This is a genomic window from Novosphingobium mangrovi (assembly GCF_022818885.1).
Taxonomy (GTDB): domain Bacteria; phylum Pseudomonadota; class Alphaproteobacteria; order Sphingomonadales; family Sphingomonadaceae; genus Novosphingobium; species Novosphingobium mangrovi.
Window position 1 is genome coordinate 1 of the sequence record NZ_JALHAT010000010.1, and the last position, 17,409, is coordinate 17,409.

Annotated in this window: 17 protein-coding genes; 4 read left to right on the top strand and 13 right to left on the bottom strand. The window is 65.5% G+C overall.

Translation table 11 applies throughout. The annotated features are described in order from the left end of the window. Window positions 1–165: 165 nt before the first annotated feature. Complete coding sequence (locus MTR65_RS07830; RefSeq protein ID WP_159108079.1) at window positions 166–318, bottom strand: hypothetical protein; 153 nt, start codon at window positions 316–318, stop codon at window positions 166–168. A 58-nt stretch (window positions 319–376) separates the two neighbouring features. Between MTR65_RS07830 and MTR65_RS07835 the strand changes: the two genes are divergently transcribed. The 4 genes from MTR65_RS07835 (at window position 377) to MTR65_RS07850 (ending at window position 4,043) form a co-directional block, all read left to right on the top strand. Continuing rightward, complete coding sequence (locus tag MTR65_RS07835; RefSeq protein ID WP_243798860.1) at window positions 377–952, top strand: shikimate kinase; 576 nt, start codon at window positions 377–379, stop codon at window positions 950–952. Then, window positions 943–2,058, top strand: a complete 1,116-nt coding sequence (gene aroB, locus MTR65_RS07840) for a 3-dehydroquinate synthase (protein ID WP_243798862.1) — start codon at window positions 943–945, stop codon at window positions 2,056–2,058. Before MTR65_RS07835 ends, aroB begins: the two co-directional genes overlap by 10 nt. Window positions 2,059–2,365: 307 nt before the next feature. After that, window positions 2,366–2,551, top strand: a complete 186-nt coding sequence (locus MTR65_RS07845; RefSeq protein WP_243798864.1) for a DUF3008 family protein — start codon at window positions 2,366–2,368, stop codon at window positions 2,549–2,551. Between the two features lie 97 nt (window positions 2,552–2,648). Continuing rightward, window positions 2,649–4,043 carry a peptide MFS transporter gene (locus tag MTR65_RS07850; RefSeq protein ID WP_243798866.1) on the top strand — a complete coding sequence of 465 codons (1,395 nt, stop codon included), beginning with the start codon at window positions 2,649–2,651 and terminating at the stop codon, window positions 4,041–4,043. 6 nt (window positions 4,044–4,049) lie between these two features. On the opposite strand, the gene MTR65_RS07855 is transcribed toward MTR65_RS07850, so the two are convergent. The 12 genes from MTR65_RS07855 to MTR65_RS07910 all read right to left on the bottom strand — a co-directional run bounded on the left by MTR65_RS07855 (window position 4,050) and on the right by MTR65_RS07910 (window position 17,093). After that, the gene (locus MTR65_RS07855; protein ID WP_243798868.1) at window positions 4,050–4,832 is read right to left on the bottom strand and encodes a thioesterase family protein; all 783 of its coding nucleotides are present in this window, start codon (window positions 4,830–4,832) and stop codon (window positions 4,050–4,052) included. Window positions 4,833–4,836: 4 nt separating this feature from the next. Beyond that, entirely contained in the window at window positions 4,837–5,208 is a 372-nt protein-coding gene (locus MTR65_RS07860) for a tRNA-binding protein (protein ID WP_243798871.1), read from the bottom strand. A gap of 3 nt (window positions 5,209–5,211) precedes the next feature. After that, window positions 5,212–7,233, bottom strand: coding sequence for an acetyl-CoA carboxylase biotin carboxylase subunit (locus MTR65_RS07865; RefSeq protein ID WP_243798874.1), 2,022 nt, complete (start codon window positions 7,231–7,233; stop codon window positions 5,212–5,214). A gap of 65 nt (window positions 7,234–7,298) precedes the next feature. After that, window positions 7,299–8,351, bottom strand: coding sequence for a biotin synthase BioB (gene bioB, locus MTR65_RS07870; RefSeq protein ID WP_243798876.1), 1,053 nt, complete (start codon window positions 8,349–8,351; stop codon window positions 7,299–7,301). 2 nt (window positions 8,352–8,353) lie between these two features. Next, on the bottom strand, window positions 8,354–9,628 hold the full coding sequence (locus MTR65_RS07875; RefSeq protein WP_243798879.1) for an O-acetylhomoserine aminocarboxypropyltransferase: 1,275 nt from the start codon (window positions 9,626–9,628) through the stop codon (window positions 8,354–8,356). Between the two features lie 20 nt (window positions 9,629–9,648). Next, entirely contained in the window at window positions 9,649–10,452 is an 804-nt protein-coding gene (locus MTR65_RS07880; RefSeq protein WP_243798881.1) for a heme-dependent oxidative N-demethylase subunit alpha family protein, read from the bottom strand. A 28-nt stretch (window positions 10,453–10,480) separates the two neighbouring features. Then, window positions 10,481–12,628, bottom strand: a complete 2,148-nt coding sequence (scpA, locus tag MTR65_RS07885) for a methylmalonyl-CoA mutase (RefSeq protein WP_243798883.1) — start codon at window positions 12,626–12,628, stop codon at window positions 10,481–10,483. A gap of 1 nt (window position 12,629) precedes the next feature. Continuing rightward, window positions 12,630–13,409, bottom strand: coding sequence for an enoyl-CoA hydratase-related protein (locus MTR65_RS07890; RefSeq protein WP_243798885.1), 780 nt, complete (start codon window positions 13,407–13,409; stop codon window positions 12,630–12,632). Continuing rightward, on the bottom strand, window positions 13,409–13,858 hold the full coding sequence (gene mce / locus MTR65_RS07895; RefSeq protein WP_243798888.1) for a methylmalonyl-CoA epimerase: 450 nt from the start codon (window positions 13,856–13,858) through the stop codon (window positions 13,409–13,411). The genes MTR65_RS07890 and mce overlap by 1 nt, the downstream gene beginning before the upstream one ends. Further along, the gene (locus MTR65_RS07900) at window positions 13,855–14,295 is read right to left on the bottom strand and encodes a VOC family protein (RefSeq protein ID WP_243798890.1); all 441 of its coding nucleotides are present in this window, start codon (window positions 14,293–14,295) and stop codon (window positions 13,855–13,857) included. The genes mce and MTR65_RS07900 overlap by 4 nt, the downstream gene beginning before the upstream one ends. Then, window positions 14,295–15,476 (bottom strand): acetyl-CoA C-acyltransferase family protein, encoded by a 1,182-nt coding sequence (locus MTR65_RS07905; RefSeq protein WP_243798892.1) that lies wholly within the window; start codon window positions 15,474–15,476, stop codon window positions 14,295–14,297. The genes MTR65_RS07900 and MTR65_RS07905 overlap by 1 nt, the downstream gene beginning before the upstream one ends. A gap of 90 nt (window positions 15,477–15,566) precedes the next feature. Continuing rightward, entirely contained in the window at window positions 15,567–17,093 is a 1,527-nt protein-coding gene (locus MTR65_RS07910) for an acyl-CoA carboxylase subunit beta (protein ID WP_213502316.1), read from the bottom strand. Between the last annotated feature and the right edge of the window lie 316 nt (window positions 17,094–17,409).

Sequence of the window (17,409 nt, forward strand, 5' to 3'; positions counted from 1 at the left end):
CCGGACGCGCGCTCGTGCGCGGCGCAGGCGTCGGCGTCGGGCTCGGCGTTGCGGCCGGCTTGGGATCCTGGAACATCTTGGGAAGAAGCGACTCGGGCGAATCCTGCGCGACCGCCCAGGCCGACGTCAGGCTGAGCGCGGCGCCCGCAAGGAGATAGACCGCCCTCACGGCTGCAGCTCCGGCACGGCAACCGGCACGACCTGGTCCTCGATCGGCATCTCGCCGGCATCGATCCAGGCAACGGCCAGAACCGCACCTGCGGCCAGAACGACAAGCCCCATAGCCAGAGCCAAACGCCCACGCATTCTAATCGTCACTCGCCTTCCTTCACCGATGCTTGCGCTGCGACCTAGCGCAACTATAGGCGGTGGGGCAATGGACGTTCAACAGACCCGCTACTCGGCGCAGGAGATATCCGCGCTTGCCCGCCAGATCGATCGCCCCATCGTGCTCGTCGGCATGATGGGCGTCGGCAAGTCGAGCGTGGGCAAGCGCCTCGCCTCGATCCTGGACTGCCCTTTCGTCGACGCTGATGACGAGATCGAACGCTCGGCGCAGATGCGCATTCCCGAAATCTTCGAGACCTATGGCGAGGACTATTTCCGCGATGGCGAACGACGCGTGATCGCCCGCCTCATGGCCGAGAACGAAGGCTGCATCGTGATCGCAACGGGCGGCGGCGCCTTCGTCAACGCACAAACCCGCGCACTCATCCTCGAGAAGGCGGTCACGATCTGGCTCGACAGCGACGTCGACACCCTGGTCGAGCGCACCGCGCGCAAGGACAACCGCCCCCTTCTCCAGAACGGCGATCCGCGCGAGATCCTGACGCGGCTGCGCGAGACCCGCCAGCCCTTCTATGCGCAGGCCCCGATCCACATCGTCAGCGGACAAGGGCCCCACGTCCAGACAATCAACAAGGTCTTGCAGGAACTTACCCAATGGCTGTGATCCGTGTCGACATCGCCCAGCGCCCCTACGAGGTCCGCGTGGGCCAGGGCCTCCTTGCCGAGATCGGCGCCGAGTGCCGGGGCTTGCTGCGCAAGCGCGCCGTACCTGTCATCACCGATACGAACGTGCATGCGGCCTGGGGGGACATCGTCGAAGCCTCGCTGCGCGCGCACGGCCACGAGGTTCACTGGCGCATCCTGCCCGCAGGCGAACAGACCAAGTCCTGGGACGAACTGGCCGCCACGGTGAACTGGCTGCTCGCGCTCGAGGTCGAGCGCGGCGACCACATCCTTGCCTTGGGCGGCGGCGTCATCGGCGATCTGACCGGCTTTTGCGCGGCGGTCCTCAAGCGCGGCTGCAAGTTCATCCAGGTGCCCACCACGCTCCTCGCCCAGGTCGATTCGAGCGTGGGGGGCAAGACCGCCATCAACACGCCTGCCGGCAAGAACCTCGTCGGCGCCTTCCACCAACCCTCGCTGGTGCTGGCCGATCTCGCCGCGCTCGACACCCTGCCCGAACGCGAGCGCCTCGCAGGCTACGCCGAAGTCGTGAAGTACGGCCTGATCGACGATGCCGATTTCTTCGCCTGGTGCGAAGCGAACGGCGCGGCCATGCTGGCGGGCGACGGCGCGCTTCGCGAATATGCGGTCGCCCACTCGGTCGCCGCCAAGGCACGGATCGTGGCCGAGGACGAGTTCGAGACCACCGGCAAGCGCGCACTGCTCAACCTTGGCCATACCTTCGGCCACGCCCTGGAAGCCGAAACCGGCTTTTCGAGCGACCTTCTTCACGGTGAGGGCGTGGCGCTCGGCATGGTGCTCGCCGCGCGCTACTCGGCGCGTCTGGGCCACATGAGCACGGCCAGTGCCGAGCGCGTTGCCCGCCACATCGCCGAGGTCGGCCTGCGCGCCGAGATCGCCGAGCTCGGCCTTACCTGCGACGGTGCCGCGCTGGTGCGCCACATGCTCCACGACAAGAAGATGGACGCGGGCACCCTGCCCTTCCTCCTGATGCAGGGAATCGGCAAGACCTACCTCGACAAGCAGGTCGACCTTTCCGATGTAGCCCCCTTCCTCGACAGTGAACTGGCCCGCCCGATTAAGTAGTTTTTAGGGGGCGCCAAGTTCCTCCAAACACCCGCACCTTGCAAAAGGCGACGACATGTGTGCGGCGTGCGACCGTGCGCGCGTGCTGTTCGCAAAGCCGTCAGGAAATGGGAGTATGTATACCTGTAGGTCGACCCCGAGGCCCGATCGGGGAGCGGCGCGCATGCCACTTCGCGAATCCCCCTGACAGCGGCATGCACAGGCGGCAGGTCCCCACGGCCTGCCGCCGTCCGCGCCGGGTTCGAGACCTGCCCCCGGGAACGGCCACATGCCCCGGCGCATTCTCCTTTGCGAAAGGAGATACCCCATGAAAGCCCAATCCAAAGCCCAGCAGAAAGCCGCAGGCGCGGCCCTTTCGGCCAAGCGCGGCGAGACACCCAAGTCCGAACTGCAAGGCGCCTCGCGCGAAATGGTCGAGACCATGAGCGAGGCCGAACTCGAGGACATGGCCTCGACCAAGCACAGCGGAAAGCCCGAACGCAAGGACGGCTGAGCCCGCGCAAAAGCGCCGGGAAGCTCCCCCATGACATTGCGCAAACATATGGTAATGGTGCCCGCAATCATAAGAAAGTTACGCGAGCATCCCCTGCATGACAGCCCCCGAAGCGACACCCGATTTCGAACACGACGACGTACCCTCACGCGACGACCGCGCCTTTCTCGGCCACCCCAAGGGCCTTGGCTATCTGTCCTTCGTCGAGGGGTGTGAGCGCTTCTCCTACTATTCCATGCAGACGCTTCTCGTGCTCTACATGGTCAAGTACCTGCTGCTGCCCGAAAACGTGGGCAACGTGGTGGGCCTCTCCTGGCTGCGTTCGGTGCATTACACCGGGCTTGAGGGACAGCCCCTCGCCTCGGCGATCTTTGGCGACTACACCTCGCTTGTCTACCTGACCCCGGTGCTGGGCGGCATTCTCGCCGACCGCTGGCTTGGCCGCCGCGCCGCGCTCGTCGCGGGCGCCGTCATCATGTCGGTGGGCCACTTCCTCATGGCGTTCGAGGGCCTGTTCCTCTTTGCACTCATCGCGCTGGTCATTGGCGTGGGCCTCTTCAAGGGCAATATCGCCAGCCAGGTTGGGGAACTCTACGGCCCCGGGGACCTGCGCCGCGCGATGGCCTTCCAGATCTTCTACATCGCGATCAACGTCTCGGTCATCGCCGCCCCGCTCGTCGCGGGCACTGCCGGTGAGGAACTGGGCTGGCACTACGGCTTCGGCACCGCGGGCGTGGTCATGGTGATCGGCCTTCTCATCTACCTGAAAGCCCGCCCCTGGCTGCCGGACGAAAGCGCCAAGGGAGCCGATGCCGCCAAGGACGGCGCGAAGCTCACCCGCGCCGACATGCCGCGTCTCGCGACGCTGGCGGTGCTGGTCCCCGTGCTCGCCATCGCAATGCTGACGAACCAGGAGATCTTCAACGCCTACCTCGTCTGGGCCGACGAACGCTTTGCCCTCACCTTCTTCGGCCACAAGGTGCCGACCTCGTGGATGATCACGATCGATGCCGCGCTCGCCTTCTCGATGCTGGTTGCGGTCGCCTGGTTCTGGAAGTGGCGCGCAGGACGCACCGGCACCGAGCCCGATGAACTGGGCAAGATGGTGATCGGCTCGGTCTTCGTGATCGTGGGCGGCCTGTGCCTTGTCGTCGCCTCGGCCACCACGGCGGCAGACGTGAAGATCGGCCTGTTCTGGCCGGTCCTGTTCCACCTCTTCAACTCGATCGGCTTTGCCCACCTGATGCCGGTCAGCCTGGCGCTCTTCACCAAGATCGCGCCGCGCGCCCTCAACGCCACGGTCGTGGGAATCTACTATCTGGCCTTCTTCGCCGCGAACAAGACCATCGGCATCGTGGGCGGGTGGTATTCCTCGATGGACACCACGCAGTTCTGGCTGCTGCACGTGGCGAGCGCGGCCTTCGGGCTCGTCGCTTTCGCGCTGCTCAAGGTGTTCCTGGGCAAGACACTCGCCGATCAGGCCCCGGCCTGATCGCAATCAGGCGAAGACCGCGACGGACTGCATGCCGGTTACGGCCGGCGTGCCGCCCTCGCCCCACTGCAGGATGTCCTCGCTCGCCAGACCATGGCCCGACTGACGGCTGGTCGAGCGGATCAGCCACCAGCCATCGCGCGGCCGCGCCGCGGTGTTGAGCATGTTGACGTGCCACTGCATCGAGCTCACCGGTGTGCGCGGAGGCAGGTGCGGGAGGACGGCAGGCGGCAGGGCATCTCCCAGCAGCACCGCCTCGACATCGGCATCGAGCCCGTCGCGCTCGCGCACGCGGACCCACCAGCACAAGTCCGCCTCCTGGAGGCGATCCGCCGGGACCGCCACGCGCACGTCGAAGTGCATCTGCATGAAGGCCGGAAGCACCTTGGTCTCGAAGACCGGGGCATCCTCCAAGGGCACCAGTCCATCGGGCAGCGCATAGCCGCCCAGCGCCAGCACGCTTTCGCGCGGGTGCATGAAGACGCAGTTGGCAAGGAACCCGGTTCCCTTCTCTCCCACCAGCTCGGCGGTCACCCAGACCGCGTTGCGGCCCGCCCGCACGATCTTCGCGCGCGCCTCGATGCGGCCCACCAGCGGGGCAATCATCGAGAACTGCGCCGAACGCAGCGGCAAGGGCTCGGGCAGGACCCGGCGCGCGGCTTCCACCGCCAGCGCCGAGGTCAACCCGCCATAAGCGGTGCGCCCTTGCTGCCAGTCGGGGGTGATCGCAAGGGCAAAGCCGTCCTCCAGCGCCTCGGCGCCGGAGAGCATTTCGACAAGCGCAGGCATCGCCTCAGGCCAGCCGCGCGCCGTTGGGAACCGGCATGTCGGGCGAGAAGAGCGTGATGCGCCCCTCTTCGTCCCCGAACCCCAGCGTCAGGCACTCGGACATGGCCTTGCCGATCTGGCGCGGCGGAAAGTTCACCACCGCGGCGATCTGCTTGCCCACCAGATCCTCGCATTCATAGAGCGCAGCCACCTGCCCGATCGACTTGCGCGTCCCGATGCCGGGCCCGAAGTCGATCAGGAGTTTGTAGCTGGGCTTGCGCGCCCCCTCGTAGACCGTGGCCTCGACCACGGTCCCCACGCGAATGTCGACTTTCAGGAAATCGTCAAAGGCAATGGTCTCGGCAGGCGCCGCATCTGCGTCGTGGTCGAGGTGCAAGGGTTACTCCAGTTCCAGGATGATCGCGTCGACGGCCAGGCTGTCGCCCGCCTTGGCGTTGACCGCCTTGACCGTGCCCGACTTCTCGGCGCGAAGGATGTTCTCCATCTTCATTGCTTCGATCACGGCCAGCGGCTGGCCGGTCTCGACCTTGTCGCCCTCACCCACGTTGAGCGAGACGAGCAGGCCCGGCATCGGGCAGATGAGGTACTTGGAAAGATCGGGCGGGATCTTCTCGATCATGTGCTTGGAATGCTGCGACACGCGGGTCGGCAGGCAATCGAGCGTGTGGATCGCGCCGCGCGTGGTCATCTTGAAGCCCATGCGCGTGGTCTCGAGCTTGATCGTGATCGGCTCGCCATCGATGTCGGCATCGATGAAGCGGTCGCCCGGCGTATATTCGAGCGCAAGGTCCACCTCGACGTCGTTGACGAGGATCGTGTCCTCCTCGACGACCACGGTGTAGGGCACCTTCTGAAGCGTCACCGTCCACTCACCCGGCGGATCGAGCGGGGTAGCCAGCTGGCCATCGACGCGGCGCGCACGGTCGGCACGCGCGGCGGCGATGAAACCGGCGACGGCCGCCAGCTTGATCTTGAGTTCGTCCGAGGCAGGCGCCCCGTGGAAGCCTTCGGGGTATTCCTCGGCGATGAAGCCGGTGGTCAGTTCGCCCGAACGGAACCGCTCGTGCTGCATGATCGCATTCACGAAATCGATGTTGTGGCCCAGCCCCTCGATCTCGAAGGCGTCGAGCGCGGCGATCTGCTTGTCGGCCGCCTCGTCGCGGGTCTCGCCCCAGGTGATCAGCTTGGCGATCATGGGGTCGTAGAACATGGAGACCTGGCCGCCTTCGTAGACACCATCGTCGACGCGGATGCCGTCAATGCCCCGGCGGCCATTGGCCGTGCCGTCATCGCTCCAGCCGTCAACCGGCGGATTGTAGCGCACGAGGCGCCCGGTCGAGGGCAGGAAGCCGCGGTAGGGGTCCTCGGCGTAGACGCGGTTCTCGATGGCCCAGCCCTCGATCTTCACGTCGTCCTGCGTCATTGCCAGCTTCTCGCCATAGGCAACGCGGATCATCTGCTCGACAAGGTCGACCCCGGTGATCGCCTCGGTCACGGGGTGCTCGACCTGGAGACGGGTGTTCATTTCGAGGAAGTAGAACGATTCGCCCGTCGGGTCCGCACCCGAGACGATGAGTTCGACCGTGCCCGCCGAGTGGTAGTCCACCGCGCGCGCCAGGGCGACGCACTGCTCGCCCATGGCCTTGCGCATCTTGTCGGTGACGAAGGGCGACGGCGCTTCCTCGACCACTTTCTGGTGGCGGCGCTGGATCGAGCATTCGCGCTCGTTCAGGTAGAGGATGTTGCCGTGCTTGTCGCCCAGGATCTGGATCTCGATGTGGCGCGGGTTCTCGATGAATTTTTCAATGAAGACACGGTCATCGCCAAAGGAGTTGAGACCCTCGCGGCGGGTCGCCTCGAAGCCTTCGCGCACGTCGGTTTCCGACCAGGCCAGGCGCATGCCCTTGCCGCCGCCGCCAGCCGACGCCTTCATCATCACCGGGTAGCCGATCTCGTTGGAGATCTTCACCGCGTGCTCGGTGTCCTCGATCACGCCGACAAAGCCCGGGACCACGTTCACACCGGCCTCGCGCGCCAGCTTCTTGGATTCGATCTTGTCGCCCATCGCCGCGATCGCGCCCGGGGGCGGGCCGATGAAGGCGATGTTTTCCTTGGCGAGCGCCTCGGCGAACGAAGTGCGCTCGGACAGGAAGCCATAGCCCGGGTGCACGGCCTCGGCGCCTGTCTGCTTGCACGCGGCAATGATCTTGTCCGCGATCAGGTAGCTTTCCGCCGCGGGCGAGGGCCCGATGTGGATCGCCTCATCCGCCATCTTGACGAAGGGCGCCTGCGCGTCGGCATCGGAGTACACGGCCACGGTCTCGATACCCATGCGCCGCGCGGTCTTGATCACGCGGCAGGCAATCTCGCCGCGGTTTGCGATCAGGATCTTCTTGAACAAACCCTCTTCCTCCAATTTGCCGGACAGGCGCTCTCGCCGAGCGGTCCCTGGCGTACTGTTTGCATCTATTCCGCCGCTTCGAGCTTCGCGCAGCCCTTGGGCATGCGGCTGGCTTCGACATCGGCGGATGTCTCGGTGATCGCCATGGGCTTGAGGCCCAGGCGTTCGAACATGGCAAGGTCGCTGTCATCGCCCGCGTTGGGAGCGGTGAGCAGCTTGTCGCCGGTAAAAATCGAGTTGGCGCCCGCCATGAAGCACATGGCCTGCGTCATCTCGGACATGGATTCGCGCCCCGCCGAGAGGCGCACCATCGAGTGGGGCATGGTGATGCGCGCGACCGCGACGGTGCGGACGAACTCCACATCGTCGATCTTGGCCATCGGCGTGTCGGCGAGCATGTCGCCCAGCACGGTGCCCTTGACCGGCACGAGCGCGTTCACCGGCACCGACTGCGGATGATCGGGGAGCGTCGCCAGCGTGTGGACGAAGCCGACACGGTCAGCCCGGGTTTCCCCCATGCCCACAATGCCGCCCGAGCACACATTCATGCCCGCCATGCGCACGTTGGAGAGCGTGTCGAGACGGTCCTCCATGGTGCGCGTGGTGATGACATCGTCATAACGCTCAGGCGAGGTGTCGATGTTGTGGTTGTAGTAGTCGAGCCCGGCTTCCTTGAGCATGTCGGCCTGTTCGGCGGTCAGCATGCCCAGGGTCATGCAGGTTTCCATGCCCATCGCGCGCACGCCCTTCACCATCTCGATGATGGCGGGCATGTCGCGGTCCTTGGGGTTGCGCCAGGCCGCGCCCATGCAGAAGCGGGTCGAGCCCTGGTCGGCTGCCTGGGCAGCGCGCTGGAGAACTTCCGACACGCCCATCAGCTTGGTCGCCTTCACGCCGCTCTTGGCGTGGACCGACTGCGAACAGTAGCCGCAGTCTTCCTGGCAGCCGCCGGTCTTGATCGAAAGCAGCGTCGAAAGCTGGACCTCGTTCGCCTTGTGGTTGGCGCGGTGGACCTCGGCGGCGCGGAAGACGAGTTCGGTAAACGGCAGGTCGAACAGCGCGGCGATCTCCTCGCGCGTCCAGTCGTTGCGGATGGCGGTGTGGGGGGCGTCGGTCATAGTCAAATCTGCTCCAGGGCCTGCGCGAGGTCGGCCACGATATCGTCGATGTGCTCGATCCCCACGGACACGCGCACGACATCGGGCCCTGCGCCTGCCTCGACCAGTTCGTCGTCGCGCAGCTGGCTGTGCGTCGTCGAAGCCGGGTGGATGATCAGCGAGCGCGTGTCCCCGATATTGGCCAGATGGCTGAACAATTGGACCGAGGACACGAGCTTCACGCCCGCCTCATAGCCGCCTTTGACCCCGAAGGTGAAGACGGCGCCGCCCTTGCCGCCCAGATAGGTCTTCGCAAGCTGGTGATAGTCGCTCTCGGGCAGGCCCGCATAGCTGACCCAGGCGACCTTGGGATGGGCCTGGAGCCACTTGGCCAGATGCAGCGCGTTGTCGCAGTGGCGCTCCATGCGCAGCGCCAGGGTTTCCATGCCCGTCAACACGTTAAAGGCATTCTGCGGCGCGAGCGTGGGCCCCAGATCGCGCAGGCCCAGCGCCCGGCACGCCAGGATAAAGGCCAGGTTGCCGAAGGCCTCGGTGAAGACCTTGCCGTGGTAGCTGGGGTTGGGCTGGGAGAGATAGGGGTACTTGCCCCCTGCGTTCCAGTCGAAAGTGCCCGCATCCACGATCAGGCCCGCAATCGAATTGCCGTGCCCGCCCAGGAACTTGGTGGCCGAGTGAACCACGACGTCGGCGCCGTGTTCGATGGGTCGGCAGAGCGCTGGCGTCGCCATGGTGTTGTCGACGATCAGCGGCACGCCTGCCGCATGGGCGACCCTGGCAATCGCAGCGATGTCCTGAACCACGCCGCCCGGATTGGCGAGGCTCTCGATGAAGACGGCGCGGGTCTTGTCATCAATGGCCGCCGCGACTTCCTCGGGATCGTCCGCATTCACGAACCTCGAATCCCAGGCCATCTTTCGGAAGCTGTGCCCGATCTGGTTGAGCGAACCACCGTAGAGCTTCTTGGCCGCCACGATGTTGCAGCCCGGCTCCATCAGCGTGTGGAAGGCAAGGAACTGCGCGGCATGGCCCGAGGCGGTCGAGAGCGCCGCCACCCCGCCTTCAAGCGCAGCAATCTTGCCTTCGAGCGCGCCGTTGGTGGGGTTCATGATGCGGGTATAGATATTGCCGAACTCGTTGAGCGCAAAGAGGTCGGCCGCGTGCTCGGGGCTGTCGAAAACGTAGCTGGCCGTCTGATAGATCGGCGTGATGCGCGCATTCGTCGCCGGATCGGGCTGGGTGCCGGCGTGGATGGTCATGGTCTCGAGCTTGTGCGTCATGTCCCTCTCCTGTCCTCTCGTCACTGAACCGTTTCGCCAAGACGACGCTGCGCGTAGCCGCGCAGGGCATCGGCGTAGTGCGGCGCGGCGCGCCGTGCGCCCTCGTCCGCCCCCAAGCCTTCGACCGAACGCGCAATGCGCGCCAGAGCCGCATCGCTCAGGCTGTCCAGCCGCGCGCGGTAGATACCGATGGTGAAGACAATCGCGCGCGAGCGCTTGAGACGACGCAGCGCCTCACGCTCGCAGCGCACGAAGAGAGTGCTGCCTGCGTTCTCGGGCGTAACATGCGCGAAGCGGGCCTCGGGCGCCGTGTCGGGGAAATACCGCAGCGCATCGCTCGCCACCACGAAGGCGTTGGTACGTCCGAAGATGTTGAAGGACTGCAAGCCCTCCATGAACTTGTCGACGCCGCTGGCAAGCGCCTCTTCATACCCGTCGATGGGCGCATGGATCGCCGCTGTGGAGAGGCCCATCTTCTCCTCAAGACGCCAGTCGGTCGGGAAAGCTACGGCGGCGGCGGCCAGATGGAACGGCTTGCTGGGACCATACTGAACCATGATGCATAGGTCCTCCCAGCAGGCCCGTGCGCACACCTCAAGGTCCCCCTCGACACCAAGCAACTCGCCCAGTTCGGCAATCGCCTCGGCCGCCTCGGGGCGCACGATCACGCTGCCTGGGTGTGCATCGAAGGCGGCGGCGCGCGCGGCGAGGTCGGGTGCAGGATCGAGCCAGTCGGCCTCGCGCAGGCGCACCAGCCCCATGCGCAAGGGCCCTTCGACCCGCGCCTGGGGGAGGAGTGCCTCCACGGAGAAACCGAGTGTCATCGTCTCTATCCCGCGCCTGGCCCGCCGCTTACTCGGCCGCGTCCAGCGCTTCGCCCGCAGGCGGCATGTTGTGGCCCAGAAGACGCAGCACGTCGGCGGCACATTCCACCACGTTCGAGCCCGGACCATAGATGCCCTGGACGCCGCGCTCCTTGAGGTAATCGTAGTCGGTCGCGGGAATGACGCCGCCTGCCACCACCTTGATATCGCCGCGCCCGGCTTCACGCAGGTGCTCGATCATCTCGGGGATGAGGGTCTTGTGACCAGCCGCCAGGCTGGAAGCGCCGACCACCTCGACCTCGTTCTCGAGCGCCATCTTGCAGGCCTCTTCCGGGGTCTGGAACAGCGGGCCCGACACCACGTCGAAGCCCATGTCGCTAAAGGCCGAGGCGATCACGTTGGCGCCGCGGTCATGGCCATCCTGGCCCATCTTGGCGACGAACAGGCGCGGCGCGCGGCCGAGGCGACGCGAGACCGCCTCCACCCCGTCGAGCACCTGCTGGTAGCGGCTGTCGCCCTCGTACGCCGTGCCGTAGATGCCCTTTACCGGGGTCGGCATCGTGCCGTGGCGGCCGAAGACCTCTTCCATCGCCGCCGAGATCTCGCCCAGCGTTGCGCGTTCGCGCGCGGCATCGACGGCGAGCGCCAGAAGGTTGCCCTTGCCCTTCGCACCTTCGGTCAGGGCCTTGAGCGCGGCGCGGCACTTGGCCTCATCGCGGCCCGCCTTGACCTTGTTGATGCGCGCGATCTGGCTGGCGCGGACCTTGGCGTTGTCGACCGCGAGGGTCTCGATGGGGTCTTCCTGATCGCGGCGGTACTTGTTGACGCCCACGATCACGTCATCGCCCCGGTCAACGCGCGCCTGACGCCCGGCTGCGGCTTCCTCGATCATGCCCTTGGGCCAGCCGGCGGCAACCGCCTTGGCCATGCCGCCTTCACTCTCGACGCGCTCGATGATCTCCCAGGCCTTCTCAACCAGTTCACTGGTGAGCGCCTCGATGTAGTAGGAGCCGCCCAGGGGATCGACGACATTGGTCATCCCGGTCTCTTCCTGGATCACGATCTGGGTGTTGCGCGCGATGCGGGCCGAAAAGTCGGTCGGCAGGGCGATCGCCTCATCCAGCGCGTTGGTGTGGAGCGACTGGGTGCCCCCCAGCATCGCGGCCATGGCCTCGATGGTGGTGCGCATGACGTTGTTGTAGGGGTCCTGCTCTTGCAGGCTGACGCCCGAAGTCTGGCAGTGCGTGCGCAGCATCTTGGAGCGCTCGGACTTGGCGCCCAGCTCGGTCATCGCGCGGTGCCACAAGGTGCGCGCGGCGCGCAGCTTGGCGATTTCCATGAAGAAATTCATGCCGATCGCAAAGAAGAACGAGAGGCGGCCTGCAAACTTGTCGATGTCGAGGCCCGAGGCCACGCCGTACTTCACGTATTCCATGCCGTCGGCGATGGTGAAGGCCAGTTCCTGGACCTGCGTCGCGCCCGCTTCCTGCATGTGGTAGCCGGAAATCGAGATCGAGTTGAACTTGGGCATGTTGTCCGCCGTATAGGCGAAGATGTCCGAGATGATCCGCATCGAAGGCTCGGGCGGATAGATGTAGGTGTTGCGGACCATGAACTCCTTCAGAATGTCGTTCTGAATGGTACCGGTCAGCTTGTCGGGCGAAACGCCCTGTTCCTCGGCGGCGATGATGTAGAAGGCCAGGCACGGGATCACCGCGCCGTTCATCGTCATCGAGACCGACATCTCGTCCAGCGGAATGCCGTCAAAGAGGATCTTCATGTCCTCGACGCTGTCGATGGCAACGCCCGCCATGCCCACGTCGCCGGTCACGCGCGGGTGATCGGAATCGTAGCCACGGTGCGTGGCAAGGTCGAAGGCGACCGAGAGACCCTTCTGGCCTGCCGCAAGGTTACGGCGGTAGAAGGCGTTCGATTCCTCAGCGGTCGAGAAGCCCGCGTACTGGCGGATCGTCCACGGGCGCCCTGCGTACATCGAGGCCTTCACGCCGCGCGTGAAAGGCGCAAAGCCGGGGAGACCCGGATCGGTGGTCACGTCCTCGGCGGTGTAGAGCGGCTTTACCGCGATACCTTCGGGCGTGTTCCAGGTGAGGTCCCGGCCCTTCACTTCCTTGTCGGCAAGGGCCTTCCAGTCGTCCAGCTTGGGTGTGTCGCTCATCTCAGAATCCCTTGAACTCGGGTTTGCGCTTTTCGCGGAAGGCGGTGACCGCTTCCTTGAAGTCCTCGGAGAAGCCGGCATCGCTCTGGTTCGCCGCTTCCATCCGCAGGCTCTGGTCAAAATCGTGGTCGAGCGCGTGGATGACCTGCTTGCGGATCATCCCCAGCGCCCGGGTCGGTCCCTTGGCGAGCTTGGCGGCCAGCGCCTTCGCCTCGGCGAGCGAGGTCCCGTCCTCGACCACGCGCGCGATGAGGCCCATGGCTTGCGCATCTTCAGCCGAAAGCTTCTCGCCCAGCAGCGCCAGTTCCATTGCGCGCGCGCGGCCCACGCACTTGGCCACCATCCAGGTCGCGCCCGCATCGGGGACAAGACCAATGTTGGCAAAGGCGAGCAGGAAGTAGGCCGAGCGCTCGGCAACGACGATGTCGCCCGCCAGCGCAAAGCCCATCCCTGCACCCACCGCCGGTCCGTTCACCGCCACGACCAGCGGCACGGGCAGTTCGGCCAGCGTGCGCGCCAGCGGGTTGTAGGTGGTGCCCAGGATCTCGCCCAGGTCCTCAGGCAGCGCGTCCTCGCCATCGGCCTGCAGGTCCGCACCGGAGGAGAACGCCCGGCCCGCGCCCGTCAGCACCAGCGCGCGTGCGCCTTCGGCGACGCTCGTCTCCAGCGCGAGGCGCAATTCGGTGATGAGGCGCGGGGTCAGCGCGTTCAGGCGCTCCTCGCGCGAGAGCGTGAGAATGGCGACATCGCCCTCCCGCTCGACCTTGAGAACCTCGGCCATCAGTGCGCCCCCTTGGGACGTTCCATGATCTCGGTAAGCTGGCCGCCCATGTCCTTGGGGTGGACGAAGAAGATCATGGTGCCGTGCGCGCCGATGCGCGGCTCGCCCAGGACGCGCTTGCCCTGCCCCTCGAACCAGGCCTTCGCCTCGGCAATATCCTCGACCTCGTAGCAAATGTGGTGCTGGCCCCCGAGCGGGTTCTTTGCCAGCCACTTGCCAACCGCGGAATCGGGATCGGTAGGTTCGAGCAGTTCGATCTGCGTGCCGCCCGTCGTGCCCAGCGCTCCGCTCTCCTGCGGCGTCTCGACGAAGCAGACGCGCACCTTCTGGCTTTCGAGCACGAAGGGCTCGGTCACGACGGCCGCGCCCATCACGTCCTTGTAGAAGGCGATGGCGGCATCGAGGTCAGGCGTCGCGACGCCGACGTGGTTGAGACGGCCAAGCTTCATGGCTGAGGCTCCTTGGGAGTTTCGAGAATTTCGGTGAGGATGCCGCCCATGTCATCGCCATGGACGAAGAAGATCGGATGGCCATGGGCGCCCGGGCGCGGTTCACCCAGGACGCGCTTGCCCTGGGCCTCGAACCAGGCCTTGGCCTCGTGGATATCGGGCACCTCGAAGCACAGGTGATGCTGCCCGCCGCCCGGGTTCTCGGCCAGGAACGGGCTTACCGTGCTGTCTGCGCGCAGGGGCTGGATCAGCTCGACCTGCGTGCCGTTCATCGCCCCGCCCGCCGGCGTATCGACGAAACGGATGAGGATGCCGGCCCGCTCGATCACGATAGGCTCGTGGACATGGGTTGCGCCCATCACGCCCGTCCAATGGGCGAGCGCGGCCTCCATGTCGGGGACCGCGATGCCTACGTGATTGAGCCGGCCCAGCTGCATCAGGCGCAGGCCTCGATAACCATGGCAATGCCCTGCCCGCCACCGATGCACATGGTGATGAGCGCGTACTTGCCGCCCGTGCGCTTCAGCTCGTACATCGCCTTGACGGTGAGGATCGTGCCGGTCGCGCCAATCGGGTGGCCCAGCGAAACGCCCGAGCCGTTGGGGTTGGTCTTGGCCGGATCGAAGCCCAGCTCCTTGGCGACGCCGCAGGCCTGCGCGGCAAAGGCCTCGTTGCTTTCGATCACGTCGATCTGGTCGAGCGTGAGGCCCGCACGCTCCAGCGCCACCGGAACCGCCTTGACGGGACCAAGTCCCATGACCGTGGGCTCGACGCCCGCGTGGCCCCAACCCAGGATCTTGGCCATCGGCTTCAGGCCCTTTTCGGCAACTGCCTTGCCGCTCGCCAGGACGACCGCGGCCGCACCATCGTTGATGCCCGAGGCGTTGCCCGCAGTCACCGTGCCGTCCTTCTTGAAGACGGTCTTGAGCTTGGCCATCGATTCCAGCGTGGCGTCGGCGCGCACGTGTTCATCGGTATCGAACACGTGCACGCCCTTGCGGGTCTTGATCTCGACCGGAACGATCTGGTCCTTGAAGTAGCCCTTCGAGATCGCGTTCGCGGCGCGCTTGTGGCTCTCGACCGCAAGCGCGTCCTGGTCCTCGCGGGTGATCTCGCACTGCGCCGCGACATTCTCGGCGGTGACGCCCATGTGGATGTCGTCGAAGGGGTCGGTCAGCGCGCCGAGCATGCCGTCCTCGAAAGTGACGCCGCCCATCTTCACGCCCTTGCGCACAGCGCTGGTCATGTGGGTGGAGTTCGACATGACCTCGCAGCCCGCGCCCACGGCGAACTGGTGTTCACCCAGAGCAATCGCCTGCGCGGCCGAAACGATGGCCTGCAGGCCAGAGCCGCACAGGCGGTTGACGTTCATCGCCTGCGAGGAGATCGGCACGCCCGCGTTCACCGAAGCCATGCGCGAGACATAGGCATCCTTGGGCTGGGTCGGGACGACCGTGCCCACGACCACGTTCTCGATCAGGTCGGCCTCGATCCCGGCACGGGCGATGGCTTCCTTGATGGCGATGGCGCCAAGCTCCGCCGGACGGAACGAGGCCAGACTGCCACCAAAGGTGCCGACCGCCGTGCGCGTACCGCTGACGATGTAGATCTCTTCCATGAGTGCCCTCTATCCTCTTCAAATGATGGGTCGTCCCGGAGGCGGCGCGGCCTTCGTGGCATCGCGCCTGCCCCCGAACGATGGCCCGCCTTACAGCGGAATGTTGTCGTGCTTCTTCCAGGGGTTCTCGAGGTTCTTGTTGCGCAGCTTGCGAAGGCCGAGCGCAATGCGCTTGCGGGTCGACTGCGGATAGATGACCTCGTCGATGTAGCCCCGGCTCGCCGCCACGAAGGGGTTGGCGAAGCGGTCCTCGTATTCCTTGGTCTTGGCCGCGATGCCATCGGCGTCGAGACCGCGGAAGATGATCTCCACCGCGCCCTTGGCACCCATCACCGCGATTTCGGCGGTCGGCCAGGCGTAGTTGAGATCGCCGCGCAGGTGCTTGGAGGCCATGACGTCATAGGCGCCGCCATAGGCCTTGCGGGTGATCACGGTGATCTTGGGCACGGTGGCCTCGCCATAGGCGAAGAGCAGCTTGGCGCCGTGCTTGATGATCCCGTTGTGCTCCTGGTCGGTGCCCGGAAGGAAGCCCGGCACGTCGACGAAGGTGATGATCGGGATGTTGAAGGCATCGCAGAAACGCACGAAGCGTGCGGCCTTCTTGGACGCGTTGATGTCGAGCACACCTGCCAGCACCATCGGCTGGTTGGCGACGATGCCCACGGTCTTGCCCTCAACGCGGCCAAAGCCACACAGGATGTTGCCCGCGTGAAGCGGCTGGATCTCGAAGAACTCGCCCTCGTCCAGCGTCTTGCGGATGACTTCGTGCATGTCATAGGGCTGGTTGGCAGACGGCGGGATGATCGTGTCGAGGCTCGGCTCAAGGCGGTCCCAGGGGTCCGCATTGGGACGCTCGGGCACTTCGTCGCGGTTGGAAGCGGGCAGGAAGTCGATGAATTCGCGTGCGGCCAGCAGCGCCTCGATATCGTTTTCCAGCGCCAGGTCCGAGACCGAGGTCTTGGAGGAGTGGGTGATCGCGCCGCCCAGTTCTTCCTGTGTGACGACCTCGTTGGTGACCGTCTTGACCACGTCCGGGCCGGTCACGAACATGTAGGAGCTGTCCTTCACCATGAAGATGAAGTCGGTCATCGCGGGCGAATAGACCGCGCCGCCCGCGCACGGGCCCATGATCAGCGAGAGCTGCGGCACCACGCCCGAGGCCAGCACGTTCTTCTGGAATACATCGGCATAGCCGCCCAGCGAGGCGACGCCTTCCTGGATGCGCGCGCCGCCCGAATCGTTGAGGCCGATCACCGGCGCGCCGACCTTCAGCGCCGCGTCCATCACCTTGCAGATCTTCTGCGCGTGGCGCGCCGAAAGCGAGCCGCCGAACACCGTGAAGTCCTGGCTGAAGACGTAGACAAGGCGGCCGTTGATCGTGCCCGAGCCGGTCACCACACCGTCGCCCGGGATCTTCTGCTCTTCCATGCCGAAATCGATGCAATCGTGCTCGACATAGAGGTCCATCTCCTCGAAGCTGTCCTCATCGAGGAGAACTTCCAGGCGTTCGCGTGCGGTCAGCTTGCCCTTGGCATGCTGTGCATCGATGCGGCGCTGGCCTCCGCCCATCTTGGCACCGGCACGACGCTTCTCCAGTTCGGCAATATTGGCTGACATCCGACTTCCCTTGGCAGTGCTGTCCCAGACCACGGCGGAAATGGCCCCGCTGCGGAACGGTCCATGGTGGTACGAGCAAAACTTTTTCTGCGCGTGCTAAGGCAGGTCACGGCGCTCAGGTCAACAGTTTTAATCGCCCGGTTAAACAGAAATCGTATTCTGGCCGGACAATATCCGGCAAGCGATCTTCCCGCCTGGCAGGCGCAAACGGTACGCTTGCGCCGCTTTGCGCGAAACACTGTATCGTTTCATGCATCTGCGCGCACGAAAAAGGGCAGGAGTTGCCCCCTGCCCCATATCGTCCATCGCTTCGCAT